Below are 22,746 nucleotides of genomic sequence, written 5' to 3' on the forward strand. Positions count from 1 at the left end.
AGGGTTTTCCCGCAACGGGGCCACCTTGCGCCGGCTCAGCACTCGACGATGTTGACCGCCAGCCCGCCGCGAGCGGTCTCTTTGTATTTGGTTTTCATGTCGGCGCCGGTTTCGCGCATGGTCTTGATCACCTGGTCGAGGCTCACATGGTGTGTGCCGTCACCGCGCAGCGCCATGCGGGCAGCGTTGATGGCCTTGACGGACGCAATCGCGTTGCGCTCGATGCAGGGAATCTGCACCAGCCCACCGACCGGGTCGCAGGTCAGGCCCAGGTGGTGCTCCATGCCGATCTCGGCGGCGTTCTCCGCTTGCGCGGGTGTGCCGCCCATGACTGCACACAGCGCGCCCGCGGCCATCGAGCAGGCCACGCCCACTTCGCCCTGGCAGCCCACCTCGGCGCCGCTGATGCTGGCGTTTTCCTTGTAGAGGATGCCGATGGCCGCGGCGGTGAGCAGGAAGTCGATCACGCCCGCATCGTTGGCCCCCGGTACGAAGCGCGTGTAGTAGTGCAGGACCGCAGGCACGATGCCGGCCGCGCCGTTGGTGGGAGCGGTGACCACGCGCCCGCCGGCGGCGTTTTCTTCGTTGATCGCTAGCGCGTAGAGGTTCACCCAGTCCAGCACCTGAAGCGGGTCGCGCAAGGCGGCTTCCGGGTGGGCGCACAAGTCGGCATGCAGTTGTGGTGCGCGCCGCTTCACCTTGAAGCCGCCAGGCAAGACACCGGGGGTGCTGCAGCCGCGCTGCACGCAGGCCTGCATCACGCGCCAGATACTGAGCAGACCGGCATCGATCTCGGCATCTGCGCGCCAGTGGCGCTCATTGGTTCGCATCACCGCGGCGATGCTGCAGCCGTGTTGCCTGGTGAGGGCGAGCAATTCGGCAGCGCTGCGATAGGGCATGGGCAAGACGGTGGTGTCGGGTGCGATCACCCGCGCCTTGCTGCCGTCGGCCGCCACCTCGTCGCTCACCACGAATCCACCGCCGACCGAATAGAACACCCGGTTGCTGAGCTCGTTGCCGGTCGAGTCGAACGCAATGAAGCGCATGCCATTGGCGTGAAACGGCAGTGGCGTGCGGTAGAACAGCAGGTCATCGCGCTCCTTGAAGGCGATCAGATATTCGCCTGCCAGCAACAGCTCGCCGCTGTCGCGCACGCGATCCATCAGGCCAGGCACGGCGTTCACATCCACCGTGTCGGGCTCCAGACCCAGCAGACCCAGCAGCACCGCGCGGTCGCTGCCGTGGCCCTTGCCGGTGGCACCCAGCGAACCGTGCAGCGAGCAACACACGCGGGCGGTGCGCGACAGCAGGCCTGCGGACTGCAACCCCAGCGCGAACAAACGCGCGGCACGCATTGGCCCTACGGTGTGCGAGCTGCTCGGTCCGATACCGATCTTGAACAGGTCAAAGGCCGAAATCGCCATCGCCTCATCCTGTGCGGGTTGGCGCCATCAGGCCAGCTTGGCCACCGGCACGGCCAGCGGTTGACGCTGGCGCTGCGCCTGCTGTGCGTGCTCGGCCACCATGTCGGCGGTGACGGCGGACAGCGTCCAGCCCAGGTGGCCGTGACCGGTGTTGTAGAACACGTTGGCGCGTTTGCCCGCGCCCACGCGCGGCATCATGTTGGGCAGCATGGGGCGAAGGCCAGCCCAGGGCACCACCTGGCGCGTGTTGATGCCGGGGAAACACTGGTTGACCCATTCGGTCAGCGGGCGGATCCGGTCGGCGCGGATGTCGCGGTTGGCGCCGTTGAACTCGGCCGTGCCGGCGACGCGGAAACGGTCGATCCCGAGGCGGCTCGTGACCAGCTTGGTTTCGTCATCGAGCAGGCTCACCGTGGGCGCAGCCTGCTGGCTCTGTGCGTCGGGCAGGTTCACGGTGATGGAGTAGCCCTTGACCGGGTAGACGTTCACGCGATCGCCGAGTTGCGCGGCGAAGTCGCGGCTGCCGATGCCGGCACAGACCACCAGGCTGTCGAAATGGTGTGTGCGCGCTCCGGCGTCGTCTTTGGCCAGCACGGTGGCGCGTCGTCCGTCGCTGTGCAGGCGTTGCACGTCTTGCCCATAGAGGCAGGTCACGCCCAGGCGCTCGGCTGCTGCTGCGAGGCCCACCGTGAATTTGTGGATATCGCCGGTGGCGTCACTCTCGGTGAAGAAACCCCCGTGATACTGACCGGCCAGGGTGGGCTCGATGGCGCGCATCTCTGCCGGCGTGACGGCGCGGCGTTCCAGACCGCCTTGCGCCAGCAACTGGGACACCTTGGCCGCGTGGTCAAAGCCTTTTTTGTCGCGGTAGATGTGCAGGATGCCCTGGCGCTTCAGATCAAAATCGACGCCCTCGGCCTCAGCCCAGGCAAACAGGTGCTGGCGAGCGGCAATCGCCAGTCGGGTGGTGGCGATGGTGTTGTGCTCGTACTTCGGGATCTGGGCGATGAACTCCGCGAACCAGGAAAACTTGTGCCAGCTCGGCTTGGGGTTGACCAGCAGCGGTGCATCGCTTTTCAGCATCCACTTCAGGCCTTTGAGGATGGTGGATGTGTGGTTCCACACCTCTGCGTTGGAGGCCGAGAGCTGGCCGCCATTGGCAAACGAGGTTTCCATCGCGGCGTAGCGATGCTGCTCGAACAGGGTGACCTGGAATCCGCGCTTGGCCAGCGCGTAGGCGGTGGTGACACCGGTGATGCCGCCGCCGATGACGGCAATCGATTGTTTTTGCATGGAAAGGCTCCAAAGCGTCAGAAGGATGGAGTGCGCCACATGACATGCGTGGCACACGCCCCCTCTGTTTGGAACCTGAGAGATTCACAGCGCTGGTCATGAAGATGGCGCTGCTTGCTCCTGCGGTGAGCCGACTGACGAAGCCGGCTGCTCTTCAGAGATCAATGCGTCGACCGGTCCTTTTGCCTGAGAGTTTCCGGGGCGGTTGCTCCTTCGGCGCTGCGCTTTCACGCAGTCTCTCCCGATCGATGCGAGATTGTAGGGGGTGGTCTGGGATTCATCAACCCGGCCTGTTGCGCGCCGGTCAACCTGCCTGCTTGTGGGCTGTCAGCGCCCAGCGAAGTAGTCCTTGATCGCCGCCGTGACGCGGCCGCGTCCGTGTTCGCGTCGCTCCAGCAGGCCGACATGGCGTTGCACATCGGTCCCGGGCAGGGAGATCAGGCGCAGGGCGCGATCGCGCGACCATTGCAGGTTGGCCAGCTTGGGCACGATGGATACGCCAAAGCCCTGGCGCACCAAAGCCAGGATCGCCTCGACCGAGTTCAGCTCCATGCCTTCGCGCACGGTGGCGCCGGTCTGCGTCAGCACCTTGTCAACCAGATGACCAGTCCAGGCCTGCCGGTCGAACCGCAAAAAAGGGCTCTCGCGCAGAATCGCCAGCGGCTCCGCGGCAATCGCAAACTGCGGCTGCCGCGGAACGATCAGCACCATGGGTTCATCGTAAAGCGAGGTCCAGAGCAGACTGGAGGGGATGCGAAACGGTGGCTGCGTGACCACGGCCGCGTCGAGTTCGCCTTTTTCCACGCGCTGGGTGAAGTCGGCCGACAGGCCTGAAAACAGCTTGACGTCCAGCGCCGGGTTCTGGATGGTGAGCGACAGCAGGCAATCTGCAAAGCTGCCCATCAGCGCCGAGACCAGCGCACCCATCACCAGTTTTCCGCTCAGCGATTCGCCCTGCTCGGGCGGGGCCAGCGCGTCAAACCGCGCCACGATGTCGGCCAGCGGCGCGAGCATGGCGCGCCCGGCGGTGTTGAGCACGATGGAGCGCCCGCTGCGGTCGAACAGTTGCTGGCGCAGCTCTTCCTCCAGCCCCCGGATCTGCAGACCGACCGCCGCTGCGGTCAGGCCGATGTCATGGCCTGCCGCCACGAAGCTGCCATGACGGGCCACCGCAAGAAAAGTCTTGAGATTTCGGATCGAAGGCACGGTGGCTTGTCCAGGAATCAGAGAGAAGGGCGACGTCGTGAGTCTAAAGAAAAACTTTATCTCACGACCACAAAAAATCGCTTTTCTTTTGTAATGCACATCCCTACGATCGCCGCCATGAACAAAATGCCCGTTCCCGCCGATGGTCAGCTGCCGCCTCTGAAGGTTGCGGTCTGGCGCGGGCGGGCCGATGGCGGGTTCAGCCGTTACGAAGTGCCGCGCCTGGCCAGCCAGACGGTGCTCGACGTGATCTCCTACATCCAGAAGCACCTGGAGCCGTCGCTGGGCTACCGCTTCGCTTGTCGCGTCGGCATGTGTGGTTCGTGCGCGATGACGGTCAACGGCAAGGCTCGCTGGACCTGTCGCACCCACGTGGCCAAGGTGGTGGACGCCCAGGGCGGGATCGAGGTCGCACCGCTGGCCAACCTGCCGGTGGTCAAGGACCTGGTCACCGACATGACGGTGTTTTTCGACAAATGGGCTGCTGCCAAGGGTCAGTTCAAGGGAGAGCGCAGCCGCCTCGACGATTTTGCGAAGGTGGCGCCAGCCTCGGCAGAGCGCGTGGCGGCCAATGCCGGCATCGAGTGCATCGGTTGTGCGGTGTGTTACGCCTCATGTGACGTCGTCGGCTGGCGGCCTGACTACCTGGGTCCGGCGGCGATGAACCGGGCCTGGACCCTGGTCAACGATGTGCGCGACGTGCAGCAGCGCGAGCGTCTGCGCGCGGTCGCCGGCGACGCCGGTTGCCATGCCTGTCACACCCAGGGATCGTGCACGGAAAACTGCCCGAAACACCTGTCGCCCACCTTGTCGATTGCAGGGCTCAAGCGCGCAGTGGGCAGAGCCGCGGTGCGGGGGCAGCTGTGACCCATCCTCCCTCCCTGGAGGGGCTGCCGTGAACGGCGCCGCGATTGCCGAAGCCAAGCGCTGGTACTGGCAGCGCATCAGTGCGATGGTGCTGGCGTTGTGTGTGCTGGTGCATCTGGCGGTGATGATTTACGCGGTGCGAGGTGGCCTGAGCGCAGCCGAAATTCTGGGTCGCACGCGCGGCAACTGGAGCTTCGGCGCTTTTTATGTGGTCTTTGTCGTCGCCTGTGCGGTGCACGTGCCGGTAGGGCTGGCCAACATCGCGCGCGAGTGGTGGGGTGTGGGCGCCCGCCCGGCGCTGTGGGGCGCGCGACTCTTTGGCCTGGTGCTGCTGTTCACTGGCTTGCGTGCGGTCTGGGCGGTGGTGATTGGCGGGGATGTGCCATGAGCCACATGCGCCGCCCCGATGCACGAGCCCATGCGCACCCTGCCTGGTGGGCCTATCTGTTGCATCGCTTGTCCGGGCTGGGCCTGGCCCTGTTCCTGCCGGTGCACTTCTGGGCGCTCAGCCAGGCCCTGCATGGCGCGGCTGCGCTGGACGGCTTTCTGCTGCTGGCCGATCAGGGTCTGTTCAAGTTCGGCGAGTGGGGGCTGGTCGTGCTCCTGTCGCTGCACATGATGGGCGGCGTGCGCCTGTTGTTGATCGAATTGGGTCCTGCCTCGGGGCTGCGGAAAAACTGGATCGCTGGCGCGGCCGGTTTTGCCATGGCCACGGGGCTTGCGTTTGCCCTCTCGCTGCTGTCCTGACATCGCGCAGACGATGCAGGCGGCCGTTTCTTTCCTGTTCCCCATCCATTCCGGAGACAAACCACCATGAGCCTTTCGTCCTATTCCCCACTGCGCCGAGCAATCACCGTCGGCTTGATCGGCGTCGCACTTCCCCTGGCCGCCAGCGCGCAGGCCAGCTGGCCGAGCAAACCGGTGCGCATGGTGGTGCCCTTCGCCGCTGGCGGCACGACGGACGTGGTGGCGCGCATGGTGGGCCAGAAGCTTTCGGTGCTGTGGGGCCATTCGGTGGTGGTGGAAAACAAGGGCGGTGCGGGCGGCAACGTCGGCGCTGATCTGGTGGCCAAGTCGCCCAACGATGGCTACACGCTGCTGATGGCCTCGGGCAGCATCACGATCAACCCGCATCTCTACAAGAACATGCCGTTCGACACCAAGAAGGACTTGCAGCCCATCACCAATGTGGCCAGTGGTCCGATGTTGCTGGTGGTGCCAGACAATTCCCCAGCGAAGACCGTGAAGGACCTGATTGCGATGGCCAAGGCCCAGCCCGGCAAGATCAACTTCGGCTCGGCCGGTGTCGGCAGCCAGGTGCACCTGGCGGGTGAAAACTTCGCCGATGCCGCCGGCATCGCCATCATGCATGTGCCTTACCGGGGCGAGGCGCCGGCCTACACCGACCTCATGGGGGGTCGGGTCGACATGATGGTGGGCAACTTTGCCGCCGCCTCGGCACTGCTCGGGGAGGGCCGGCTTCGCGCGCTGGGTGTCACCGGCAAGCAGCGCTCGCCGCGCCTGCCCAACGTGCCGACCGTGGCCGAGAGTGGTTTGCCCGGCTTCGAGAACAACGGCTGGTTTGGCCTGTTTGCGCCCGCTGGCACGCCGCCGGCCATCGTCGCCAAGATCCAGCAGGACACGGCCAAGGTGCTGGCCGACCCCGAGACGCGGGCCCAGCTCGACAGCATGGGCATCTCCGGCGTTGGCAACAGCACCGCCGATTTCGCCGCTGCGATGGAGGTCGAGTCGGCGCGCTGGTCCACCGTGGTGAAGAACCGCGGCCTCACGGCCAACTGAATGTTTTGCGCTTGAAGAAAGATGCCATGAAGATCGACCTGCAGGCTGTGGAAGACACGGCCAAGGCGCTGTACATCCGCGCGCTCAAGGTGCTGCCACCCGACATCAAAGAGGGTTTCAGCCGACTGGAGAAGCGCGAGACGGATGGCACCGCCCAGCGCGTGCTGGCCACCATGGTGCAGAACATCGCAGTGGCCGAAGAGACCGACAACCTGCTGTGCCAGGACACCGGCGTGCCGATCTACAACCTGTGGATAGGCCGGGGTGTGGAGGTCGATGGGCAGGCGCTCAAGCAAGCGATTCGTCGGGGCTGTGAGCGCGCCACGCGCGAATACCCGCTGCGCAGCTCGGTCGTGCATCCGCTCACTCGCAAGAACGAGCACACGTCGTGTGGTGTCGAGGTGCCGGTGATTCACATCGATTTCAACGACGAACCGCAAAACCTACGCATCGAGATGATTCCCAAGGGCAGCGGTTCGGAGAACAACTCGTTCCTGAAGATGGCGGTGCCGGCCGAGGGTGTGGCCGCGATCAAGACCTTTGTGATCGACTGCGTGCTGGCCGCAGGCGGCAAGACCTGCCCGCCCACCATCGTCGGTGTGGGCCTGGGTGGCACGTCCGACCTCGCGGTCGCGCTGGCCAAGCGCGCAGCCACGCGGCCACTGGGCAGCGCCTGCGCTGACCCGGCGGGCGCCGAGCTGGAGCAGCAGCTCTCCATCGCCGTCAACCAGCTGGGCGTGGGGCCTCAGGGCCTGGGCGGCGACGCCACGGCGTTTGCGGTGCACATCGAACTGGCTGCAACCCACATCACCATGAATCCGATCGCGGTCAACATGCAGTGCCATTCGGCGCGGCGCGCGCGCGCCGACATCTCACCCGCCGGCGTGGCATTTGGCTTCTAGACACAGCGGACACAACACCGATGGCCCACCATGAACTGACGATGCCCGCAACCGAGGCGCAAGTGCGCGCGCTTCGGGTGAACGACACCGTGACGCTGCAAGCGCGCCTGTTCGGCATCCGGGATGCGACACAGATCCACATGTTCGACCGCGGGCGCACCACCCACTTTGACCTTCGAGGCCACGCCGTGATCCACACGGCTCCCAATGTGCGCAAAGTCGAGCGCAGCGCGGCCTCTCCAGCGGGCTACCAGCCGGTGTGTGTGGGCACCACCACGTCCGACCGCATGGAGCGCTTCACTCGCCCGCTGATGGAGCAGTACGGCGTGCGCCTGATCGTGGGCAAGGGCGGACTGCGTGAGGCCTCGGCCCAGGCATTTCAAGACCTGGGGGGCGCCTACCTGGCGATCATTGGCGGCACCGCGGCGCTGGAGACCACCTGGGTGGAAGCGATTGAGGACGTTGATCTGGACGACCTCAACCCGGAGTCCTTGTGGCAATTCCGCATCCGCAACTTTGGGCCGCTGCTGGTGGCCATGGACAGCCATGGCGGTAGCCTGTACGACGGTGTGCGCGATGCGGCGCAGGCGCGGCGCGCAGCGGTGCTGGCGAGCCTGGGCGTGGCGTCATGAACACAGCGACGGGTCGCTCCCAGGCAAGCTCGCAGGGAGAAGGGAGTCCATCGAGCACGGCCATCCGGCGGTTGCAGACCGATATCCTGATCCTGGGTTCGGGCGGTGCCGGTCTGTTCGCAGCACTGCACGCGCACCAGCGGGCCAGTGACATGCACATCACCGTGGCCGTCAAAGGTCTGCTGGGCAAGTGCGGCTGCACGCGCATGGTCCAAGGAGGCTACAACGTGGCGCTGGCGCCGGGTGACTCGGTGGAGCGCCATTTCATGGACACCATCGAAGGCAGCAAATGGCTGTCTGACCAGGACCTGGCCTGGACGCTGGTGACCAAGGCGGTGGAGCGTGTTCGCGAACTGGAGAACGAGCTGGGCTGTTTCTTCGACCGCAACCCGGATGGCACCGTGCACCAGAAAGCCTTTGCCGGGCAGACCTTCGACCGCACCGTGCACAAGGGCGATCTGACCGGCATCGAAATCATCAACCGGCTGTCCGAGCAGGTCTGGGCGCGCGGCATTCACCGCCTCGAAGAGCACCGCGCCGTCGAGCTGATCAAGACCGAAGATGGTCAGGGACTGGCCGGTGTGCTGATGATCGACATCCGCGACGGTGGCTTTGTGTTTGTGCAGGCGAAGGCGGTGTTGCTGGCCACCGGCGGCGGGCCGACCATGTACAAGTACCACACGCCGTCGGGCGACAAGACCTCGGACGGCCTGGCCATGGCCTTGCGCGCCGGTCTGCCGCTGCGCGACATGGAGATGGTGCAGTTCCACCCCACCGGTTTGCTCGCGGGCACCGGCACGCGCATGACCGGCACTGTGCTGGAGGAGGGCCTTCGGGGCGCGGGTGGTCACTTGCTCAACGGCGAGCAACAGCGTTTCATGGACCGCTACGACCCGCGCGGCGAGCGCGCCACACGCGACATCGTCTCGCGTTCGATCTTCACCGAGATGCGCGAAGGCCGTACCTCGCCCAACGGAGGCGTGTACCTGAAGATGGAACACCTGGGGCCCGACAACGTGCGTCAGCAGTTCAAGGGCATGGTGGAACGCTGCGGCGACTGCGGCTTTGATCTCGCCGCCGGCCTGGTCGAGGTGGTGCCGACCGCGCACTACCTCATGGGCGGTGTCGTTTTCGAGGCCGATTGCCGCACCGACCTCAGGGGCTTGTTCGCCGCGGGTGAAGACACGGGAGGTGTGCACGGGGCCAACCGGCTGGGCGGCAACGGCGTGGCGAACTCGACCGTCTTCGGCGGTATCGCCGGCGACAGCATGGCCGAGTGGGTCAAACGCGAAGGCGTGCTGCGCCCGCCCGACGAGGCCGCGCTGGCGGCCAGTGTGGCCGAACAGCTCGCGCCGTTCGCGCAGCCTCCAGGCGACCTGGAGGCGATCCGTGAGGCCTTGTTCGACTGCATGTGGCAGGACGTCGGTATCCTGCGCGATGCCGCGGGGTTGCAGCGCGCGCTGGCCACGCTCGATGAGCTGGACGCGAAGCTGGCGCGCACCGGGGTTCAGGACGGCGACCGCGGCTTCAACCTGAGCTGGCACGACTGGTTGAACCTGCGCAACCTGATCGAGGTGAGCCGCGTCATCGCCACGGCTGCGCTGGCGCGCGAAGACTCGCGTGGTGCACACTTTCGCGAAGACCATCCTGAGACCGGCGATCTGCCCAGCTCCAGCTACATCGTCGTCACGCAGCGCGATGGCAGGTTGAGCATGGATCGAAAGCCGGTGCAATTCACCCGAGTTGCGCCGGGGCAGACCATCCTGGAGGCGGCATAGGTCAGCCCCTGATGAGACCTCCGTCCGGCGAGCCTGATCTGGTGGCCGGTTGGGCATCAAGGGTCCTAGAGCAAGCGCTGCCAGCAGGAGGCCTGACAGCACGCCTTGTGCAGAGTCGCTGTCAGGCCACAGGCCATGGGCCGGCGCACAAGCTGATGCGGTACCGATGCACGGGCCGCGTTCGCGGGCTGTACTGAATCGAACCGCCAGAACCGAGCACACATGACCTCATCTCACCCTCAGCGCGGCTGTGACGCGCTCCTTGCCGCCATGCAGGTGGCCGGCGTCAGCCGGATATTCACGCTCTCGGGCAACCACATCATGCTGGTGTTCGATGCCTCGTTGGATGCAGGCATTCCGTTGATCCACACCCGGCACGAGGCCGCCGCCGTCCACATGGCAGATGCCTGGGCGCGGATGACCGGTGAGGTCGGTGTGGCCCTGGTGACTGCCGGGCCAGGCCATGCCAACGCGGTTTCGGCTCTGTACACGGCCTTGATGGCGGAGGCGCCGGTGGTGCTGCTCTCGGGTCACGCGCCCAACGCGCTGCTGGGGCGTGGCGCGTTCCAGGAAATTCGCCAAGCCGACATGGCCGAGCCGGTCTGCAAGGCCGCATGGACCTGTGCCAGCGTCGATTCGCTGGCCAGCGACTTTGCTCGTGCAGTGCGCCTCGCGCGCTCGGGCCGGCCCGGCCCGGTGCACCTGAGCCTGCCCACCGACGTGCTGGAGTCCGCAGCCAGCCAGGTGGCGTCTCTCACCGCCGAGGACTTTGCTGCCGATTCCATGCCGCTGGATGGCGCGGCCGCGCACGCCATCATGGCCACCCTCAGGCGTGCGCGGCGACCGGTGATCCTGGCGGGTCCCTCGTGCATGACACGTCCTGGTCGCGCCCGGCTGGCGGCCTTGCAGGCCAGCTGCGGCATCCCCGTGGTGGGCATGGACAGCCCGCGTGGAGTGGCCGATCCGCGTCTGGGTGCTTTTGCGCAGGCGCTCGCCCAGGCCGATGCCGTGTTGCTGCTGGGCAAACGGCTCGATTTCACGCTCAGATTTGGCCAGGCGCCAACGATCGCAGCCGATGCCGTGGTGTGTCAGATCGATGCCGATACCAGCGAGATCGAGCGCAGCCGCCAGGCGCTGGGTCACCGTCTGCAGGTCTGCGCTGCTGCCGATGTGGCGTCGGCGCTGGCCGGCTTGATCGCGGTGCTGCAACAAGGTCCGTCGAACAACGAAGTCCAATGGCTGGACCAGTTCAATGAGGCCATCGCCTGGCGCCCTCCGGCCTGGGAACAGGCAACGGCCTCGCAGGCTGATCGCCTGCATCCGGTGCAGATGCTGCGGCCACTGCAGGCCGCGCTCGACAGCCACCCGGACGCGGTGCTGGTGTGCGACGGTGGTGAGATCGGGCAGTGGGCCAGTGCCTGCCTGGACGCACCGCATCGCCTCATCAACGGCGTGGCCGGCGCGATCGGATCGGCGCTGCCGTACGCCCTTGCCGCTCGCTGCGCCGCCGCTCCTGGCGCCCCGGTCATTGCGGTGATGGGCGACGGCTCCGTGGGTTTTCACATTGCTGAGTTCGACACGGCGGTGCGCTGCGGCCTCGGCTTCGTGGCGGTGGTGGGCAACGACGCGCGCTGGAACGCCGAATACCAGATCCAGCTGCGCGACTACGGTGCCGACCGCGTGATCGGCTGCGAACTGCGACCGAGCCGCTATGACGCGGTGGCTGTTGCCTTCGGTGGCCATGGCGAGCAGGTCTCCCATGCAGACGACATGGCGCCCGCCCTGCAGCGCGCGCTGTCGAGTGGCTTGCCAGCCTGCCTGAACGTGATGATCGATGGGCTGCCGGCGCCAGTGATGCGGCGCCCATGATGGACCTGCCCTGGCCGACACTGGTCTTCGCTGCGGCTGTGGTGGCGCTGGCGTACGTGGTCTATGGATTGACCGGCTTTGGTGCGTCCATCATCGCCATCCCCTTTCTTGCCCATATTTTCCCGCTGCGCTTTGCTGTGCCCATGATGCTGCTGTTTGACATCGGGGCCGGCTTGTTGCTCGGGCTGCGCCACCGGCGCATCGTCGACTGGCGCGAGTTGCTGCGGCTGTCGCCGTGGTTGCTGATCGGGATGGCCTTGGGTCTGAGTCTGCTGGTGCAGGCCGGTGAACGCTTGCTGCTGCTGTTGCTCGGGGGTTTTGTGCTGGGCTATGCCTCATGGAGCCTGCTGGTGCGCGCCCCCGAGGGATCTGCCTCGAAGGGGTGGTCTGTTCCGGCTGGCCTGGTGGGCGGCGCTTTCACGTCCATGTTCGGTACCGGTGGGCCGATCTACACCATCTACCTGGTGCGCCGCATACCCGACAAGCATGTGCTGCGCGCCAGCATCAGCCTGCTGATCTTGTGCGCGGGACTGGTCCGCCTGGTGATGTTCACCGGCAGCGGTCTGTACCAGCAAGCTGGTCTGCTCGCCACGGCTTTGTTGCTCATGCCCGCCGCCTTTCTGGGCTTCTTGGGTGGTAGCCGACTGCATGCCCGTCTGCCGCCGCAGCGCGCGCTGCAGGCGGTATGGGCACTGCTGATTCTGGGCGGTATCGGTTTGCTGGTGCGCGCCTATGCGCTGGGCTGATCCAGCGGCCCCTTGAAGAAGCCTCCAATTCGGACACCCGGCCAGCTACCGCATCCACTGCACCAGGACCAGGCTGATCGAGGGAAAAGCGACCAGCAGCGCCAGGCGCACCACGTCCGTCGCGATGAACGGGATCAGTCCGCGGAAGATGGCGCCGACCCGTACCTTGGGCAGATTGGCCTTGAGCACGAACACGTTCATGCCCACCGGTGGCGTGATCAGGCCGATTTCGGTCAGCACCACCACGATGATGCCGAACCACACCAGATCAAAGCCCTGCGCCACGAGGGTGGGCATGAACAGCGGCACGAAAATCAGGATGATCGCCATCGCGTCCATCACGCAGCCCAGCAGCAGGAACACCGCCAGTATGGCCAGCAGAATGCCCAGGCGCGAAAAGCCCGAGCCGTTCACCAGCGAGAGCAACTCGTCAGCCAGGCCGGAGAAGGAGATCAGCTGCGCAAACAGCATGGCACCGAACAGCACCACGTACAGCATGACCGAGGTGTGGGCGGTTTCCTTCATCAGATCGACAAAGCGGGGCCAGTCCAGGCGCCGCTGCACCAGCGCGATCAGCAAGGCCAGGCCAGCACCGATCCCGCCGGCTTCGGTGGCAGTGAACCAGCCCAGGTAGAGGCCGCCGATGATGATCAGAAACAAGGCCACGAACGGCCAGACACCGGCCAGTGAGGCCCAGCGCTCCTGCGCCGATGCGCGCTCGCCCCGGGGGGCGTCCTCGGGGCGCAGCCAGGCGATGACATAGATGACGAGCATGTACATCGCCAGACCGAGCAAGCCCGGCAGCATGCCGGCGATGAACAGCTCGCCGATGTTCTGCTGCGTCAGGATGCCGTAGATCATCAGGATGATCGAAGGCGGTATGAGGATGCCCAGGGTGCCGCCGGCGGCGATGGTGGCTGACGCCAGGCGGTCCGAGTAGCCGTACTTCTGCATGCTAGGGTAGGCCACCTTGGCCATGGTGGCGGCGGTGGCAAAGCTGGAGCCGCAGACCGCGCTGAAGCCGGCGCAGGTGACCATGGTGGCCAGCGCCAGACCGCCGCGCACCGCCCCCAGGAAGGCATGGGCCGCGCGGAACAGGTCGTGCGAGATGCCGGTGCGCGAGAGCACATTGCCCATCAGGATGAACAGAGGCACCACCGCCAGCTCGTAGGAAAAGGCGGCTTCGGTCAGCGTCATCGGCACCAGGGTGCGCGCCACATCAAAGCTGTTGATCGCACTGATGCCCGCGATCGACACCGCCAGCAGGGAGATGCCCAGAGGCACCCGCAGAAAGGCCAGCAACAGCACGGCCGCCAGGCAGATCAGTCCGATGGTCATGACGGGGCCTCTTCACTCAGGTGTTCGTGCCGGGGCGCTGCGGTGAACAGCGCCAGTGCCGCCGATAGGGCGGACGTGAAGGCCATGAAGGCGTACATCCACGACCGCGGGATGGTCAGTGCGGGGCTGACCTCGTTGATGGCCATGGCCTCGGGCACCGCCAGCGCGTACTCCCAGGCGATCAGACCCAGCACGGCGGCGATCAGCACGTCCACCGCCTTGTGCCAGAGGCGCCAGCGCGGGTGCAGCAGCCAGCGGTCGAACAGGTCGACGCTGAGGTGGCCACGTCGGGCGGTCAGCAGCGGCAGGCCGCCAAAGATGATCAGCGCCATCAGGTGCTCGGTCAGGTCGTTGGCGCCGAACACCGGCGTGTTGAACAGGCGTCTGCCCAGCACGTCGGTGAAGGTAAGGGTCACCATGGCCGACAGCAGGAGCACCAGCAGCAGGCCAACGCCGCGTTCGATCCGGCCGAGCCAGGGCTTCATGCGCATCGTCTCCGTTCAGCGCCAGGTCACTTGGCCAGCAGCTTGTACTGCTGCTCGTAGAACGTCACCACCGCGTTGTGGTCGGCCACGCCGAACTTCGGCCCGTCGGCGTTGAGTTCTTGCAGCATGGCTGTGCGCACCTTGCGGATGTTGTCCAGCAGCGCAGGGCTGGGCTGGGCGAACTTGTGGCCATTGCCGCGCAGCTTCTCTTCCGACGCCTTGTTCTGCGCATCGAACTGCTGGCCCCAGCGGCGCGAGAGCGCTTCGCCCGACAGCTTCAGGATGGCCTGCTGGTCGGCAGCCGACAGGCGCTGGAACTTGCCTTCGTTCATCACGATGAAGAAGGTCGCGTCGTACAGGCCACCGGGGATGAGGGTGTGGTTCTTGAGCTTGCCGTCCAGACGGAAGTTGACCACCGACTCCATCGCGTGCAGCGAGGCGTCGATCACGCCGCCCTCGAGCATTTCGTAGGCCTTGGGGCCCGGGCCTGACACGGGAATGGCGCCCAGGTCTTCGAGCAGGCGTTTCTGGATCGGGCCGCCCATGCGCACCTTCTGGCCCTTGAGGTCGTCCGGCGTGTCGATGACCTTGGCCGGGTGGTGGAACTGGCCGCCGCCGAGCATGCCGGTGCCCAGCATGACCACGCCCTTGAAAGCCTCGTTCCTGGCCAGGTACTTGTCGAAGGTGCGCCACAGGGCGACCGACGAGGCTTCGCCGTTCGAGCCCATCATCGGCAGCTCGGCGAACCAAACGTGCTTGAAGCGCTCTGGCTCGTAGGTGAAGTTGCCCCAGGTGATGTCGGCCACGCCTTTGCGCGCCAGTTCCCAGTGCTGGGCCGGTGCGCCTACCGGCTTGGGAAGCAGGTTGATCTTCACGCGGCCTTCGGTCGCTTTCTCCACGTCGGCCATCCAGGGTTGCAAGATGTCCTTGACCACATAGTGGTTGGACGGCACCCAGCTGGAGAGCGTCAGCGTGGTGGTTTGTGCCTGCGCGGTGCCGGTGGCGCCCAGCAGGGCCAGGGTGGCGCCGGCGGCGATGGCGTGCAGTCGGATGCGTGCGTTCATGGGGGTTGTCTCCTCTTTGGGTGGGGTTGGGGGTCAGGTGGGGGAAAGCAGTTCGTTGACCAGCGCGATCCAGTACGCCGCGCCGGGCGCGATGTTCTGATCGTTGAAGTCGTAGGCAGGGTTGTGGACCATGCAGGCGCCGGGTTCACCATCGGCCCCGTTGCCGATGAACAGGTAGCAGCCCGGCACGCGTTCGAGCATGAAGGCGAAGTCTTCGCTGGCAGACACCATCGGCCCCAGCGGGTTGACCCGCTCAGCGGGGAAATGCTTCTGCGCCACCGCCAGGGCACGCGCGGTCTGCTGGGCGTCGTTCACCAGCACCGTGTAGCCTGGGCGCCAGTCCAGCTCGGCTCGAACCCCGTAGCTTTGCGCCTGCAGATGCACCAGTTCGCGGATGCGCTGTTCGACGTTGCGGCGCACCTGAGGGTCCAGCGTGCGCACGCTGATTTCCAGTCGCGCTTCGGCAGGGATCACGTTGTTGGCCTCGCCGGCGTGGATCGCCCCCACCGTGATCACGGCCGGCTGCAGCGGGTCGACATGGCGCGAGACCACGGTCTGCAGCGCCATGATGAGGGAGGCGGCGGCCACCACGACGTCGGTCGCCTTGTGTGGCATGGCGCCGTGCCCGCCGTGGCCATGCAGGATGACCGTGGCGTAGTCGGACGAGGCCATGGCCGGCCCGCTGCGGAAGACCAGCTGACCTTGTGTCGTGCCCGGCATGTTGTGCATGGCGAAGATGGCGTCGCAGGGGAAGCGCTCGAACAGACCGTCTTCCATCATCTTGAGCGCGCCGCCGCCGCCTTCCTCGGCCGGCTGGAAGATCAGGTTCAGCGTGCCATCAAAGCGGCCGTGCTGCGCCAGGTGATGTGCGGCGGCCAGCAGCATGGCGGTGTGACCGTCGTGGCCGCAGGCGTGCATCACGCCGTGAGTGCAGCTGGTCCAGGCGGCTCCGGTCGCTTCTGCCAGGGGCAATGCGTCCATGTCGGCGCGCAGGCCGATGCTGCGTTTCGAGGAACCGCGCTGGAGCCGCCCCACCACGCCGGTGCCTCCCAGTCCGGTGGTGACTTCGTAACCCCAGGCGCCCAGCTGCGCCGCCACCAGCGCGGCGGTCCGGCGTTCGTTGAACGCCAGTTCGGGGTGTCGGTGGATGTCGCGGCGCACGGCGATGAACTGTTCAACCGCCGCGGCACAGAGTCGATCCATGCACTGTCTCCTTAAAACATGAACTTTGTTGCATGTTAGGAAGGGCCTGGATTAAAGTCCAATGCATTGATGAGCAATGACCCATGACTTTGAATGGAGGTTCGGGATGACCCTCGTGCAACTGCGGCACTTCGTGGTGCTGGCCGAACTCGGCACTTTCGTGCAGGCGTCCAAAGCCCTGTTCCTCACCCAACCGGCGCTCACGCGCAGCATTCAGGGGCTGGAGGACGAGCTGGGTTCCCGCCTGTTCGACCGACTGGGTCGGCGTATCGCGCTGACGCCCTTCGGACACGAAGTCCTGCAACGTGCTCGGCGTCTGGTGGCAGATGCCGAAGCCCTCAAGCAGACTGGCAGGGGATTGCATGCGGGGCTGATCGGGACGCTGCGCATCGGCCTGAGTTCGGGGCCTGGTGCGTTGCTGTCCACACGGCTGATGCTGTACATGGCCGAGCACCACCCGCGGCTGCAACTGCAGATCTCGCGTGGCAACACCGCCGTGCTCATCGACGCGCTGCGCGACCAGCGACTGGACGCGGCGGTTGTGGATGTGCGCTCGGTGCTGCCGTCGGCCGACCTGCAGATCGCGCAGACCTTTGAGCTCGAAGCGGGTTTTCTGGTGCGGCCCGACCACCCGCTGGTGCAGCGCGGCCGGCCGGTGGTCATCGAGGACATCCTCGCCTATTCCGTCGCCTCCATGCCGCTGAGTGACGAGGTGGCCCGGTTGCTGATCGATCGCTACGGACCGAGTGCCAACCCGGACGACATGGTGACGCTGCGCAACGACGAGACGCTGAACATGGTCGAAGTGGCCCGGCGCAGCCACGCGATTGTGCTGACCCCGAAGGCCACGGCCGAAGGCCTGGTGGCGCTGGACATGTCACCCGCGCTCGATGCGACGGCTCGCTTCGGGCTTGTCACGCTGGCACGTCGGCAGGAGGCGCCGGCGTTGCGCATCCTGCGGGAGCAGTTGCCGCACTGGATCGCGGAGTTCAGATCTGTGTCCTGCGCATGAAAAAGGGCGCCATCGGCGCCCTGGTGGGACCCTCTGGGGACATCAGTCGGTCAGTTCGCCCACCGGCACGCAGCTGCAGAACAGGTTGCGGTCGCCGTAGACGTTGTCCACCCGGCCCACCGACGGCCAGTACTTGGTGTTGACCGCGTGGCCCTGGGACGCGGCAGCGAGTTCGCGCGAGTAGGGGTGGGACCAGTCGGTGGCGATCAGGCTGGCCGCAGTGTGCGGCGCGTTCTTCAGCGGGTTGTCATCCTGCGGCCAGGTGCCGTTCTCGATCAGGCGGATTTCCTCCCGAATCGCGATCATGGCGCTGATGAAGCGGTCGATCTCGCCCAGTGTTTCGCTCTCGGTGGGTTCGACCATCAGCGTGTTGGCGACGGGGAAGCTGAGCGTGGGCGCGTGAAAGCCGTGGTCCATCAGGCGCTTGGCCACGTCCTCGGCCATGACGCCGCTGGTCTCCTTGAGATGGCGCAGGTCCAGGATGCACTCGTGCGCGACGTGGCCGTTGGCCGATGCGTACAGCGTGGGGTAGTGGTCTTTCAGGCGCTTGCTGATGTAGTTGGCGCTCAGGATGGCTGCTTCGGTGGCGTGCTTCAGGCCGTCGGCGCCCATCATGCGGATGTACATCCAGCTGATGGGCAACACGGCCGCATTGCCGAGCGGCGCTGCGCTGACCGCACCGACACCATTGACCGGGAGGCCACCGGTCGCATGACCAGGCAAAAACGGTACCAGATCTTCCACCACACACACTGGGCCTACGCCCGGGCCGCCGCCGCCATGCGGAATGCAGAAGGTCTTGTGCAGGTTCAGGTGGCTCACGTCACCGCCGAACTCGCCGGGCGCCGCCACACCCACCAGGGCGTTCATGTTGGCGCCGTCCACGTAGACGCGTCCGCCGTGCTGGTGCACCAGTGCGCAAAGGTCTTTCACCGTGGTCTCGAACACGCCGTGCGTGCTGGGGTAGGTGATCATGGCTGCGGCCAGGTGGGCGCTGTGCTGTTCGCACTTGGCTTTCAGGTCGGCCATGTCGACGTTGCCGTTTTCGTCGCACTTGGTCACCACCACCGTCATGCCCACCATCTGCGCGCTGGCCGGGTTGGTGCCGTGGGCGCTGCTGGGAATGAGACAGATGTTGCGGTGGCCTTCGCCGCGTGAAGCGTGCCAGGCCTTGATGACCAGCAGGCCGGCGTATTCACCCTGCGAGCCGGCGTTGGGCTGCAGGCTGATGCCGGCGTAGCCCGTGGCCTGGCAGAGCCAGGCGCGCAGCTGCTCGTCGAGCTCCTGGTAACCCTTTTGCTGGTCGGCCGGCGCAAACGGGTGCACGTTGGCGAACTCGGGCCAGGTGATGGGAATCATCTCGCTGGTGGCGTTGAGCTTCATGGTGCAGCTGCCCAGCGGGATCATGCTGCGGTCCAGCGCGAGATCCTTGTCGCTCAGAGACCGGATGTAGCGCAACATGCCGGTTTCGGAGTGGTGGCTGTCGAACACCGGATGCGTCATGAACGCGCTGGTGCGGCGAAGCTCGGCCGGGATCAGCGGCTCGATGCCTTTCTCGAAGGTCTCGAAGCGGGGCAGGGCCTGGCCCTCCTGAGCGAAGATGGTCCAGAGCAATTCGATGTCAGCGCGCGTGGTGGTTTCATCCAGCGTGATGCAGAGGTACTCGTCCCAGGCGCGCCGAAGGTTGGCGCCGTGGGCCACGGCCCTCGCCATCAGAGCCGCGGTCTGGTCACCGGTCTTGTAGGACAGCGTGTCGAAAGCGCTGTCGTGGTGGGTCTGGGTGTGGCCCAGTTGCGCGAGGCCCTTGGCCAGGATGGCGGTGTACGCGGCGACGCGCTGCGCGATACGCTTCAAGCCCTGCGGGCCATGGTAGACGGCGTACATGCTGGCAACCACGGCCGGCAGCACCTGCGCGGTACAGATGTTGGAAGTGGCTTTTTCTCGGCGAATATGTTGTTCGCGGGTCTGCAGTGCCAGGCGGTAGGCCGGGTTGCCGTGCGCGTCCACACTCACGCCCACCAGGCGGCCGGGCAGCGACCGTTTGAACGCATCGCGGCAAGCCATGAAGGCGGCGTGCGGACCACCCGCACCCATGGGCATGCCGAAACGCTGCGTGGTGCCGACCACGATGTCGGCGCCCCATTCGCCAGGCGGCGCCAGCAAGGTGAGGGCCAGCAGGTCGGCGGCGACGATGGCGGCCGCCTGCTTGTCGTGGATGCGCTGCACGTCGGGCGCCCAGTCCTGCACCCATCCGCTGCTGGCCGGATACTGGATGAGGGCGGCGAAAAAATCACCGGCCAGCGCCTGGTCCCACTCGGCCGCCGAGTTGGCGATAACCACCTGGATGCCCAGGGGCGCCGCACGCGTCTGGATCACCTCGATGGTCTGCGGGTGGCAGTCGCCGGCCACCACAAAGGTGTGGCTCTTGCTTTTGACCGAGCGCATGGCCAGCGTCATGGCTTCGGCCGCTGCCGTGGCCTCGTCCAGCATCGACGCGTTGGCGATGTCCATCCCGGTGAGGTCGGTCACCATGGTCTGGAAATTGACCAGCGCTTCCATGCGGCCTTGCGAAATCTCGGCCTGGTACGGCGTGTAGGCGGTGTACCAGGCGGGGTTTTCCAGGATGTTGCGCAGGATGACGCCCGGCGTGTGCGTGCCGTGATAGCCCTGACCGATGAAGCTCTTGAGCAGCTGGTTTTTGCTCGCGATGGTTTTGAGCTCGGCCAGTGCGGCCGCCTCGCTGGCCACGGCTGGCAGCTTCATGCCGGCGCTGCGCGCGATGGCTCGCGGCACGATGCCGTCGATCAGTGCACGGCGCGAGGCCTCGCCGATCACCGACAGCATGTGGGCTTCGTCGGCTTCGCTGATGCCGATGTGGCGGGCGATGAACTCGGACGGGTTCTCGAGCTCGTCAAGGGGTTTGGCGGAGGGCATCAGCATGGTCGAACCTAAAGATGAGTTTGAGATTGCGGCAAGGCGGGAGAGGCAGAGTCGAGCGCGAAACGCGAGAGGTTGACTTCATCCCCGGGCGCAGCAGAACCGGCTTCGCCGGGCCGCCAGCGCCGCCCCTTCGTGGGTCCGCGCACTGCGCATCGGGGGTGAATCAAGTGAGCGCGGCGTAGGCGGTTTCGTCGAGCAAGGCGTCTACCTGCGCAGGCGCCGACAGCTTGACTTTGAAGAACCAGCCGGCAGCCAGCGGATCGCTGTTGGCCAGCGATGGATCGCCGCGCAAGGCTTCGTTGACTTCCACCACTTCGCCGCTGACCGGCATGTACACATCAGCGGCCGCTTTGACCGACTCCACCACTCCCGCCACCTCCTTTTGCTCGAACGACTTCCCCACCTCGGGCAGATCGACGAACACCACATCGCCCAGTGCATCCTGCGCATGGTGGGTGATGCCGACGGTGGCAATATCGCCCTCGACGCGGATCCATTCATGGTCTTCGGTGTACTTGGTGGTCATTCAGGGCTCCTGAGAAAAAGTGATGAGGAAAAAGTGGGTCGCTGTAGGACCGATCCGATGACCGATGCTCTGCAAGGCGATAGCGCTTTGTAGAGCATCAGCCCCGGAAATAACGATTGGGTACAAAAGGCATGGCTGCCACCTCCATGGGCACAGCTTTGCCGCGCACCATGGCCTGCAATCGGGTGCCGACCGCGGACTGCTCCACGCTGACATAGCCCATGGCAACCGGCTGGTTGGTGCTGGGCCCGAGCAAGCCGCTGGTGACTTCGCCAACGGTCGAGCCGTTGAGTGATTGAATTTCGGTGTGCTCGCGCACCGGCACGCGCTCCAGTGCGATGAGGCCCACGCGCTTGCGTGTCAGCGGCTCGCTGCCTTCGAGTTGCGCCAGCACCCGCTCGGCGCCCGGGAAGCCGCCGGCGCGAGCGCCGCCCGTTCGACGCACTTTTTGCATCGCCCAGGTCAGGGCCGCTTCGACGGGCGTGGTGGTGGTGTCGAGGTCTTGACCGTAGAGGCACAGTCCAGCCTCTAGGCGCAGCGAGTTGCGAGCGCCCAGACCGATCGGCTTGACCTCGGGCTGGGCCAGCAGCGCGCGGGCAAACGCATCTGCATGATCGGCAGGCAGGGAAATTTCGAAACCATCTTCACCGGTGTAGCCGCTGCGGGTGATGAACAGATCGGCGCCGGCCCAGCTGAAGGCGGTGCCGGTCATGAACACCAGCTTTTCCACCCCTGGCAGCAGACGCTTCAACGCGGTCACGGCCTGCGGTCCCTGCAGCGCGAGCAGGGCGCGATCGAATTGCGCGTCCACATGACAGAGCTGGCCAATGGTGGCGTAGATGTGGGCCAGGTCGCCGTGCTTGCAGGCACCGTTGACGATCACGAACAGATCGTCACCACGGTTGACGAACATCAGGTCGTCGATGATGCCGCCGGCTTCGTTGAGCAGCAGGCCGTATCGCTGCTTGCCCACAGGCAGGTCGACCACGTCCACCGGCATCAGCGTCTCGAATGCCGACGCGGCATCGGTGCCGATCAGCCGCAGCTGGCCCATGTGGGACACGTCAAACAGGCCGGCGGCAGCGCGCGTATGCAGGTGTTCCTGCATCAGACCCATGGGGTACTGGACCGGCATGCTGTAGCCGGCGAACGGCACCATGCGGGCACCCAGCTCGAGGTGCAAGGCGTGCAGCGGGGTCGAGAGCAGTTCGGCAGGAGCGGGGGCGATGGACACGGCGCGCTTTCAGGTGGCGTTGGGGCAGAGCCCGCGCGGCGTGCGCGAGCGTGACACGGTGCATCCGTGTGCTGCCCCCCCTGTCCGCTTTACCTGAGAGATTCACGCGGGCGATGCCGCATTTGCTCCTTCGGTGGGCCTCCTCGGGGGAGGCCTCTCTCCAGTGGGGGACACCGCCTGTGAAGGCGGTGTTGGTCAGTCCTTTTGCCTGAGCGTTCAGGGCCTGCTTGCTGCTGCAACGCGGACCTCCTGCGCCTTCGGCGGCCCCGGTTGAGGGCTCTCTCCTGACCTGACGAATTCTAATTCAGCTGACCTGGGTGTGCTGCGAGGTGGTCACTGAACCGCACCACAGCAATGGCGCGTGAGGGCCAGGGGCCAGCCGCCGGGCCGCTCCCAAGGCAGGCCCAGCCCCCTCGGGGGGCAGCGA

General features: G+C 65.9%; 20 protein-coding genes and 3 riboswitches. Of the genes, 10 read left to right on the plus strand and 10 right to left on the minus strand.

Annotated features, from left to right (window positions below):
• Positions 1–35 precede the first annotated feature (35 nt).
• The 3 genes from QUV25_RS07950 to QUV25_RS07960 all read right to left on the minus strand — a co-directional run bounded on the left by QUV25_RS07950 (position 36) and on the right by QUV25_RS07960 (position 3,923).
• Positions 36–1,424 carry an L-serine ammonia-lyase gene (locus QUV25_RS07950; RefSeq protein ID WP_300863016.1) on the minus strand — a complete coding sequence of 463 codons (1,389 nt, stop codon included), beginning with the start codon at positions 1,422–1,424 and terminating at the stop codon, positions 36–38.
• Between the two features lie 27 nt (positions 1,425–1,451).
• Positions 1,452–2,717 (minus strand): D-amino acid dehydrogenase, encoded by a 1,266-nt coding sequence (locus QUV25_RS07955; RefSeq protein WP_300863017.1) that lies wholly within the window; start codon positions 2,715–2,717, stop codon positions 1,452–1,454.
• Between the two features lie 164 nt (positions 2,718–2,881).
• Positions 2,882–2,971: riboswitch (glycine riboswitch) on the minus strand.
• 73 nt (positions 2,972–3,044) lie between these two features.
• Entirely contained in the window at positions 3,045–3,923 is an 879-nt protein-coding gene (locus QUV25_RS07960; protein ID WP_300863020.1) for a LysR family transcriptional regulator, read from the minus strand.
• A gap of 117 nt (positions 3,924–4,040) precedes the next feature.
• On the opposite strand from QUV25_RS07960, the gene QUV25_RS07965 reads away from it, so the two are divergent.
• The 9 genes from QUV25_RS07965 (at position 4,041) to QUV25_RS08005 (ending at position 12,517) form a co-directional block, all read left to right on the plus strand.
• Complete coding sequence (locus QUV25_RS07965; RefSeq protein WP_300863021.1) at positions 4,041–4,790, plus strand: 2Fe-2S iron-sulfur cluster-binding protein; 750 nt, start codon at positions 4,041–4,043, stop codon at positions 4,788–4,790.
• A 28-nt stretch (positions 4,791–4,818) separates the two neighbouring features.
• A complete protein-coding gene (locus QUV25_RS07970) occupies positions 4,819–5,178 on the plus strand; it encodes a succinate dehydrogenase (protein ID WP_366945643.1) in 360 nt (119 codons plus the stop codon).
• A 5-nt stretch (positions 5,179–5,183) separates the two neighbouring features.
• Positions 5,184–5,537, plus strand: a complete 354-nt coding sequence (gene sdhC, locus QUV25_RS07975) for a succinate dehydrogenase, cytochrome b556 subunit (RefSeq protein ID WP_300863088.1) — start codon at positions 5,184–5,186, stop codon at positions 5,535–5,537.
• 66 nt (positions 5,538–5,603) lie between these two features.
• A complete protein-coding gene (locus tag QUV25_RS07980; RefSeq protein WP_300863024.1) occupies positions 5,604–6,590 on the plus strand; it encodes a tripartite tricarboxylate transporter substrate binding protein in 987 nt (328 codons plus the stop codon).
• 26 nt (positions 6,591–6,616) lie between these two features.
• Positions 6,617–7,492 (plus strand): fumarate hydratase, encoded by an 876-nt coding sequence (locus QUV25_RS07985; RefSeq protein WP_300863026.1) that lies wholly within the window; start codon positions 6,617–6,619, stop codon positions 7,490–7,492.
• 20 nt (positions 7,493–7,512) lie between these two features.
• Positions 7,513–8,124: a fumarate hydratase C-terminal domain-containing protein gene (locus QUV25_RS07990; RefSeq protein WP_300863028.1), complete on the plus strand. Its 612-nt coding sequence runs from the start codon at positions 7,513–7,515 to the stop codon at positions 8,122–8,124.
• Positions 8,121–9,902, plus strand: coding sequence for an FAD-binding protein (locus tag QUV25_RS07995; RefSeq protein ID WP_300863031.1), 1,782 nt, complete (start codon positions 8,121–8,123; stop codon positions 9,900–9,902). Before QUV25_RS07990 ends, QUV25_RS07995 begins: the two co-directional genes overlap by 4 nt.
• Positions 9,903–10,124: 222 nt before the next feature.
• Complete coding sequence (locus QUV25_RS08000) at positions 10,125–11,771, plus strand: thiamine pyrophosphate-binding protein (protein WP_300863032.1); 1,647 nt, start codon at positions 10,125–10,127, stop codon at positions 11,769–11,771.
• A complete protein-coding gene (locus tag QUV25_RS08005) occupies positions 11,768–12,517 on the plus strand; it encodes a sulfite exporter TauE/SafE family protein (RefSeq protein WP_300863033.1) in 750 nt (249 codons plus the stop codon). Before QUV25_RS08000 ends, QUV25_RS08005 begins: the two co-directional genes overlap by 4 nt.
• Before the next feature lie 45 nt (positions 12,518–12,562).
• On the opposite strand, the gene QUV25_RS08010 is transcribed toward QUV25_RS08005, so the two are convergent.
• Genes QUV25_RS08010 through QUV25_RS08025 form a run of 4 tightly spaced genes read right to left on the minus strand, consistent with a single transcriptional unit; the run spans position 12,563 to position 16,607 of the window.
• Complete coding sequence (locus QUV25_RS08010) at positions 12,563–13,855, minus strand: TRAP transporter large permease (protein ID WP_300863036.1); 1,293 nt, start codon at positions 13,853–13,855, stop codon at positions 12,563–12,565.
• The gene (locus tag QUV25_RS08015; RefSeq protein ID WP_300863038.1) at positions 13,852–14,340 is read right to left on the minus strand and encodes a TRAP transporter small permease; all 489 of its coding nucleotides are present in this window, start codon (positions 14,338–14,340) and stop codon (positions 13,852–13,854) included. The genes QUV25_RS08010 and QUV25_RS08015 overlap by 4 nt, the downstream gene beginning before the upstream one ends.
• Before the next feature lie 26 nt (positions 14,341–14,366).
• Complete coding sequence (locus QUV25_RS08020; RefSeq protein ID WP_300863040.1) at positions 14,367–15,404, minus strand: TRAP transporter substrate-binding protein; 1,038 nt, start codon at positions 15,402–15,404, stop codon at positions 14,367–14,369.
• A gap of 33 nt (positions 15,405–15,437) precedes the next feature.
• Positions 15,438–16,607, minus strand: coding sequence for a M20 aminoacylase family protein (locus tag QUV25_RS08025; protein ID WP_300863042.1), 1,170 nt, complete (start codon positions 16,605–16,607; stop codon positions 15,438–15,440).
• A 106-nt stretch (positions 16,608–16,713) separates the two neighbouring features.
• On the opposite strand from QUV25_RS08025, the gene QUV25_RS08030 reads away from it, so the two are divergent.
• On the plus strand, positions 16,714–17,619 hold the full coding sequence (locus QUV25_RS08030; protein WP_300863043.1) for a LysR family transcriptional regulator: 906 nt from the start codon (positions 16,714–16,716) through the stop codon (positions 17,617–17,619).
• Positions 17,620–17,661: 42 nt separating this feature from the next.
• Here the strand turns inward: QUV25_RS08030 and gcvP are convergent, their stop codons facing one another.
• The 3 genes from gcvP to gcvT form a co-directional block, all read right to left on the minus strand.
• Positions 17,662–20,559, minus strand: a complete 2,898-nt coding sequence (gene gcvP / locus QUV25_RS08035) for an aminomethyl-transferring glycine dehydrogenase (RefSeq protein ID WP_300863045.1) — start codon at positions 20,557–20,559, stop codon at positions 17,662–17,664.
• A 163-nt stretch (positions 20,560–20,722) separates the two neighbouring features.
• Complete coding sequence (gene gcvH, locus QUV25_RS08040; protein WP_300863047.1) at positions 20,723–21,085, minus strand: glycine cleavage system protein GcvH; 363 nt, start codon at positions 21,083–21,085, stop codon at positions 20,723–20,725.
• Between the two features lie 97 nt (positions 21,086–21,182).
• On the minus strand, positions 21,183–22,319 hold the full coding sequence (gene gcvT, locus QUV25_RS08045; RefSeq protein WP_300863049.1) for a glycine cleavage system aminomethyltransferase GcvT: 1,137 nt from the start codon (positions 22,317–22,319) through the stop codon (positions 21,183–21,185).
• 70 nt (positions 22,320–22,389) lie between these two features.
• Positions 22,390–22,493, minus strand: a riboswitch (glycine riboswitch).
• Between the two features lie 12 nt (positions 22,494–22,505).
• Positions 22,506–22,616, minus strand: a riboswitch (glycine riboswitch).
• Positions 22,617–22,746 lie beyond the last annotated feature (130 nt).

Origin of the sequence: Hydrogenophaga sp. (assembly GCF_030373245.1) — a bacterium.
In the GTDB taxonomy this organism is placed as follows: Bacteria; Pseudomonadota; Gammaproteobacteria; order Burkholderiales; family Burkholderiaceae_C; genus Hydrogenophaga.

What these genes read in the sequence shown, in the direction of transcription:
- QUV25_RS07950 (WP_300863016.1), bottom strand. Translation starts at nt 1,424, where the DNA reads ATGGCGATTTCGGCCTTTGACCTGTTCAAGATCGGTATCGGACCGAGC.
- QUV25_RS07955 (WP_300863017.1), bottom strand. Translation starts at nt 2,717, where the DNA reads ATGCAAAAACAATCGATTGCCGTCATCGGCGGCGGCATCACCGGTGTC.
- QUV25_RS07965 (WP_300863021.1), top strand. Translation starts at nt 4,041, where the DNA reads ATGAACAAAATGCCCGTTCCCGCCGATGGTCAGCTGCCGCCTCTGAAG.
- sdhC (WP_300863088.1), top strand. Translation starts at nt 5,184, where the DNA reads ATGCGCCGCCCCGATGCACGAGCCCATGCGCACCCTGCCTGGTGGGCC.
- QUV25_RS07980 (WP_300863024.1), top strand. Translation starts at nt 5,604, where the DNA reads ATGAGCCTTTCGTCCTATTCCCCACTGCGCCGAGCAATCACCGTCGGC.
- QUV25_RS07985 (WP_300863026.1), top strand. Translation starts at nt 6,617, where the DNA reads ATGAAGATCGACCTGCAGGCTGTGGAAGACACGGCCAAGGCGCTGTAC.
- QUV25_RS07990 (WP_300863028.1), top strand. Translation starts at nt 7,513, where the DNA reads ATGGCCCACCATGAACTGACGATGCCCGCAACCGAGGCGCAAGTGCGC.
- QUV25_RS07995 (WP_300863031.1), top strand. Translation starts at nt 8,121, where the DNA reads ATGAACACAGCGACGGGTCGCTCCCAGGCAAGCTCGCAGGGAGAAGGG.
- QUV25_RS08000 (WP_300863032.1), top strand. Translation starts at nt 10,125, where the DNA reads ATGACCTCATCTCACCCTCAGCGCGGCTGTGACGCGCTCCTTGCCGCC.
- QUV25_RS08005 (WP_300863033.1), top strand. Translation starts at nt 11,768, where the DNA reads ATGATGGACCTGCCCTGGCCGACACTGGTCTTCGCTGCGGCTGTGGTG.
- QUV25_RS08010 (WP_300863036.1), bottom strand. Translation starts at nt 13,855, where the DNA reads ATGACCATCGGACTGATCTGCCTGGCGGCCGTGCTGTTGCTGGCCTTT.
- QUV25_RS08015 (WP_300863038.1), bottom strand. Translation starts at nt 14,340, where the DNA reads ATGAAGCCCTGGCTCGGCCGGATCGAACGCGGCGTTGGCCTGCTGCTG.
- QUV25_RS08020 (WP_300863040.1), bottom strand. Translation starts at nt 15,404, where the DNA reads ATGAACGCACGCATCCGACTGCACGCCATCGCCGCCGGCGCCACCCTG.
- QUV25_RS08025 (WP_300863042.1), bottom strand. Translation starts at nt 16,607, where the DNA reads ATGGATCGACTCTGTGCCGCGGCGGTTGAACAGTTCATCGCCGTGCGC.
- QUV25_RS08030 (WP_300863043.1), top strand. Translation starts at nt 16,714, where the DNA reads ATGACCCTCGTGCAACTGCGGCACTTCGTGGTGCTGGCCGAACTCGGC.
- gcvP (WP_300863045.1), bottom strand. Translation starts at nt 20,559, where the DNA reads ATGCTGATGCCCTCCGCCAAACCCCTTGACGAGCTCGAGAACCCGTCC.
- gcvH (WP_300863047.1), bottom strand. Translation starts at nt 21,085, where the DNA reads ATGACCACCAAGTACACCGAAGACCATGAATGGATCCGCGTCGAGGGC.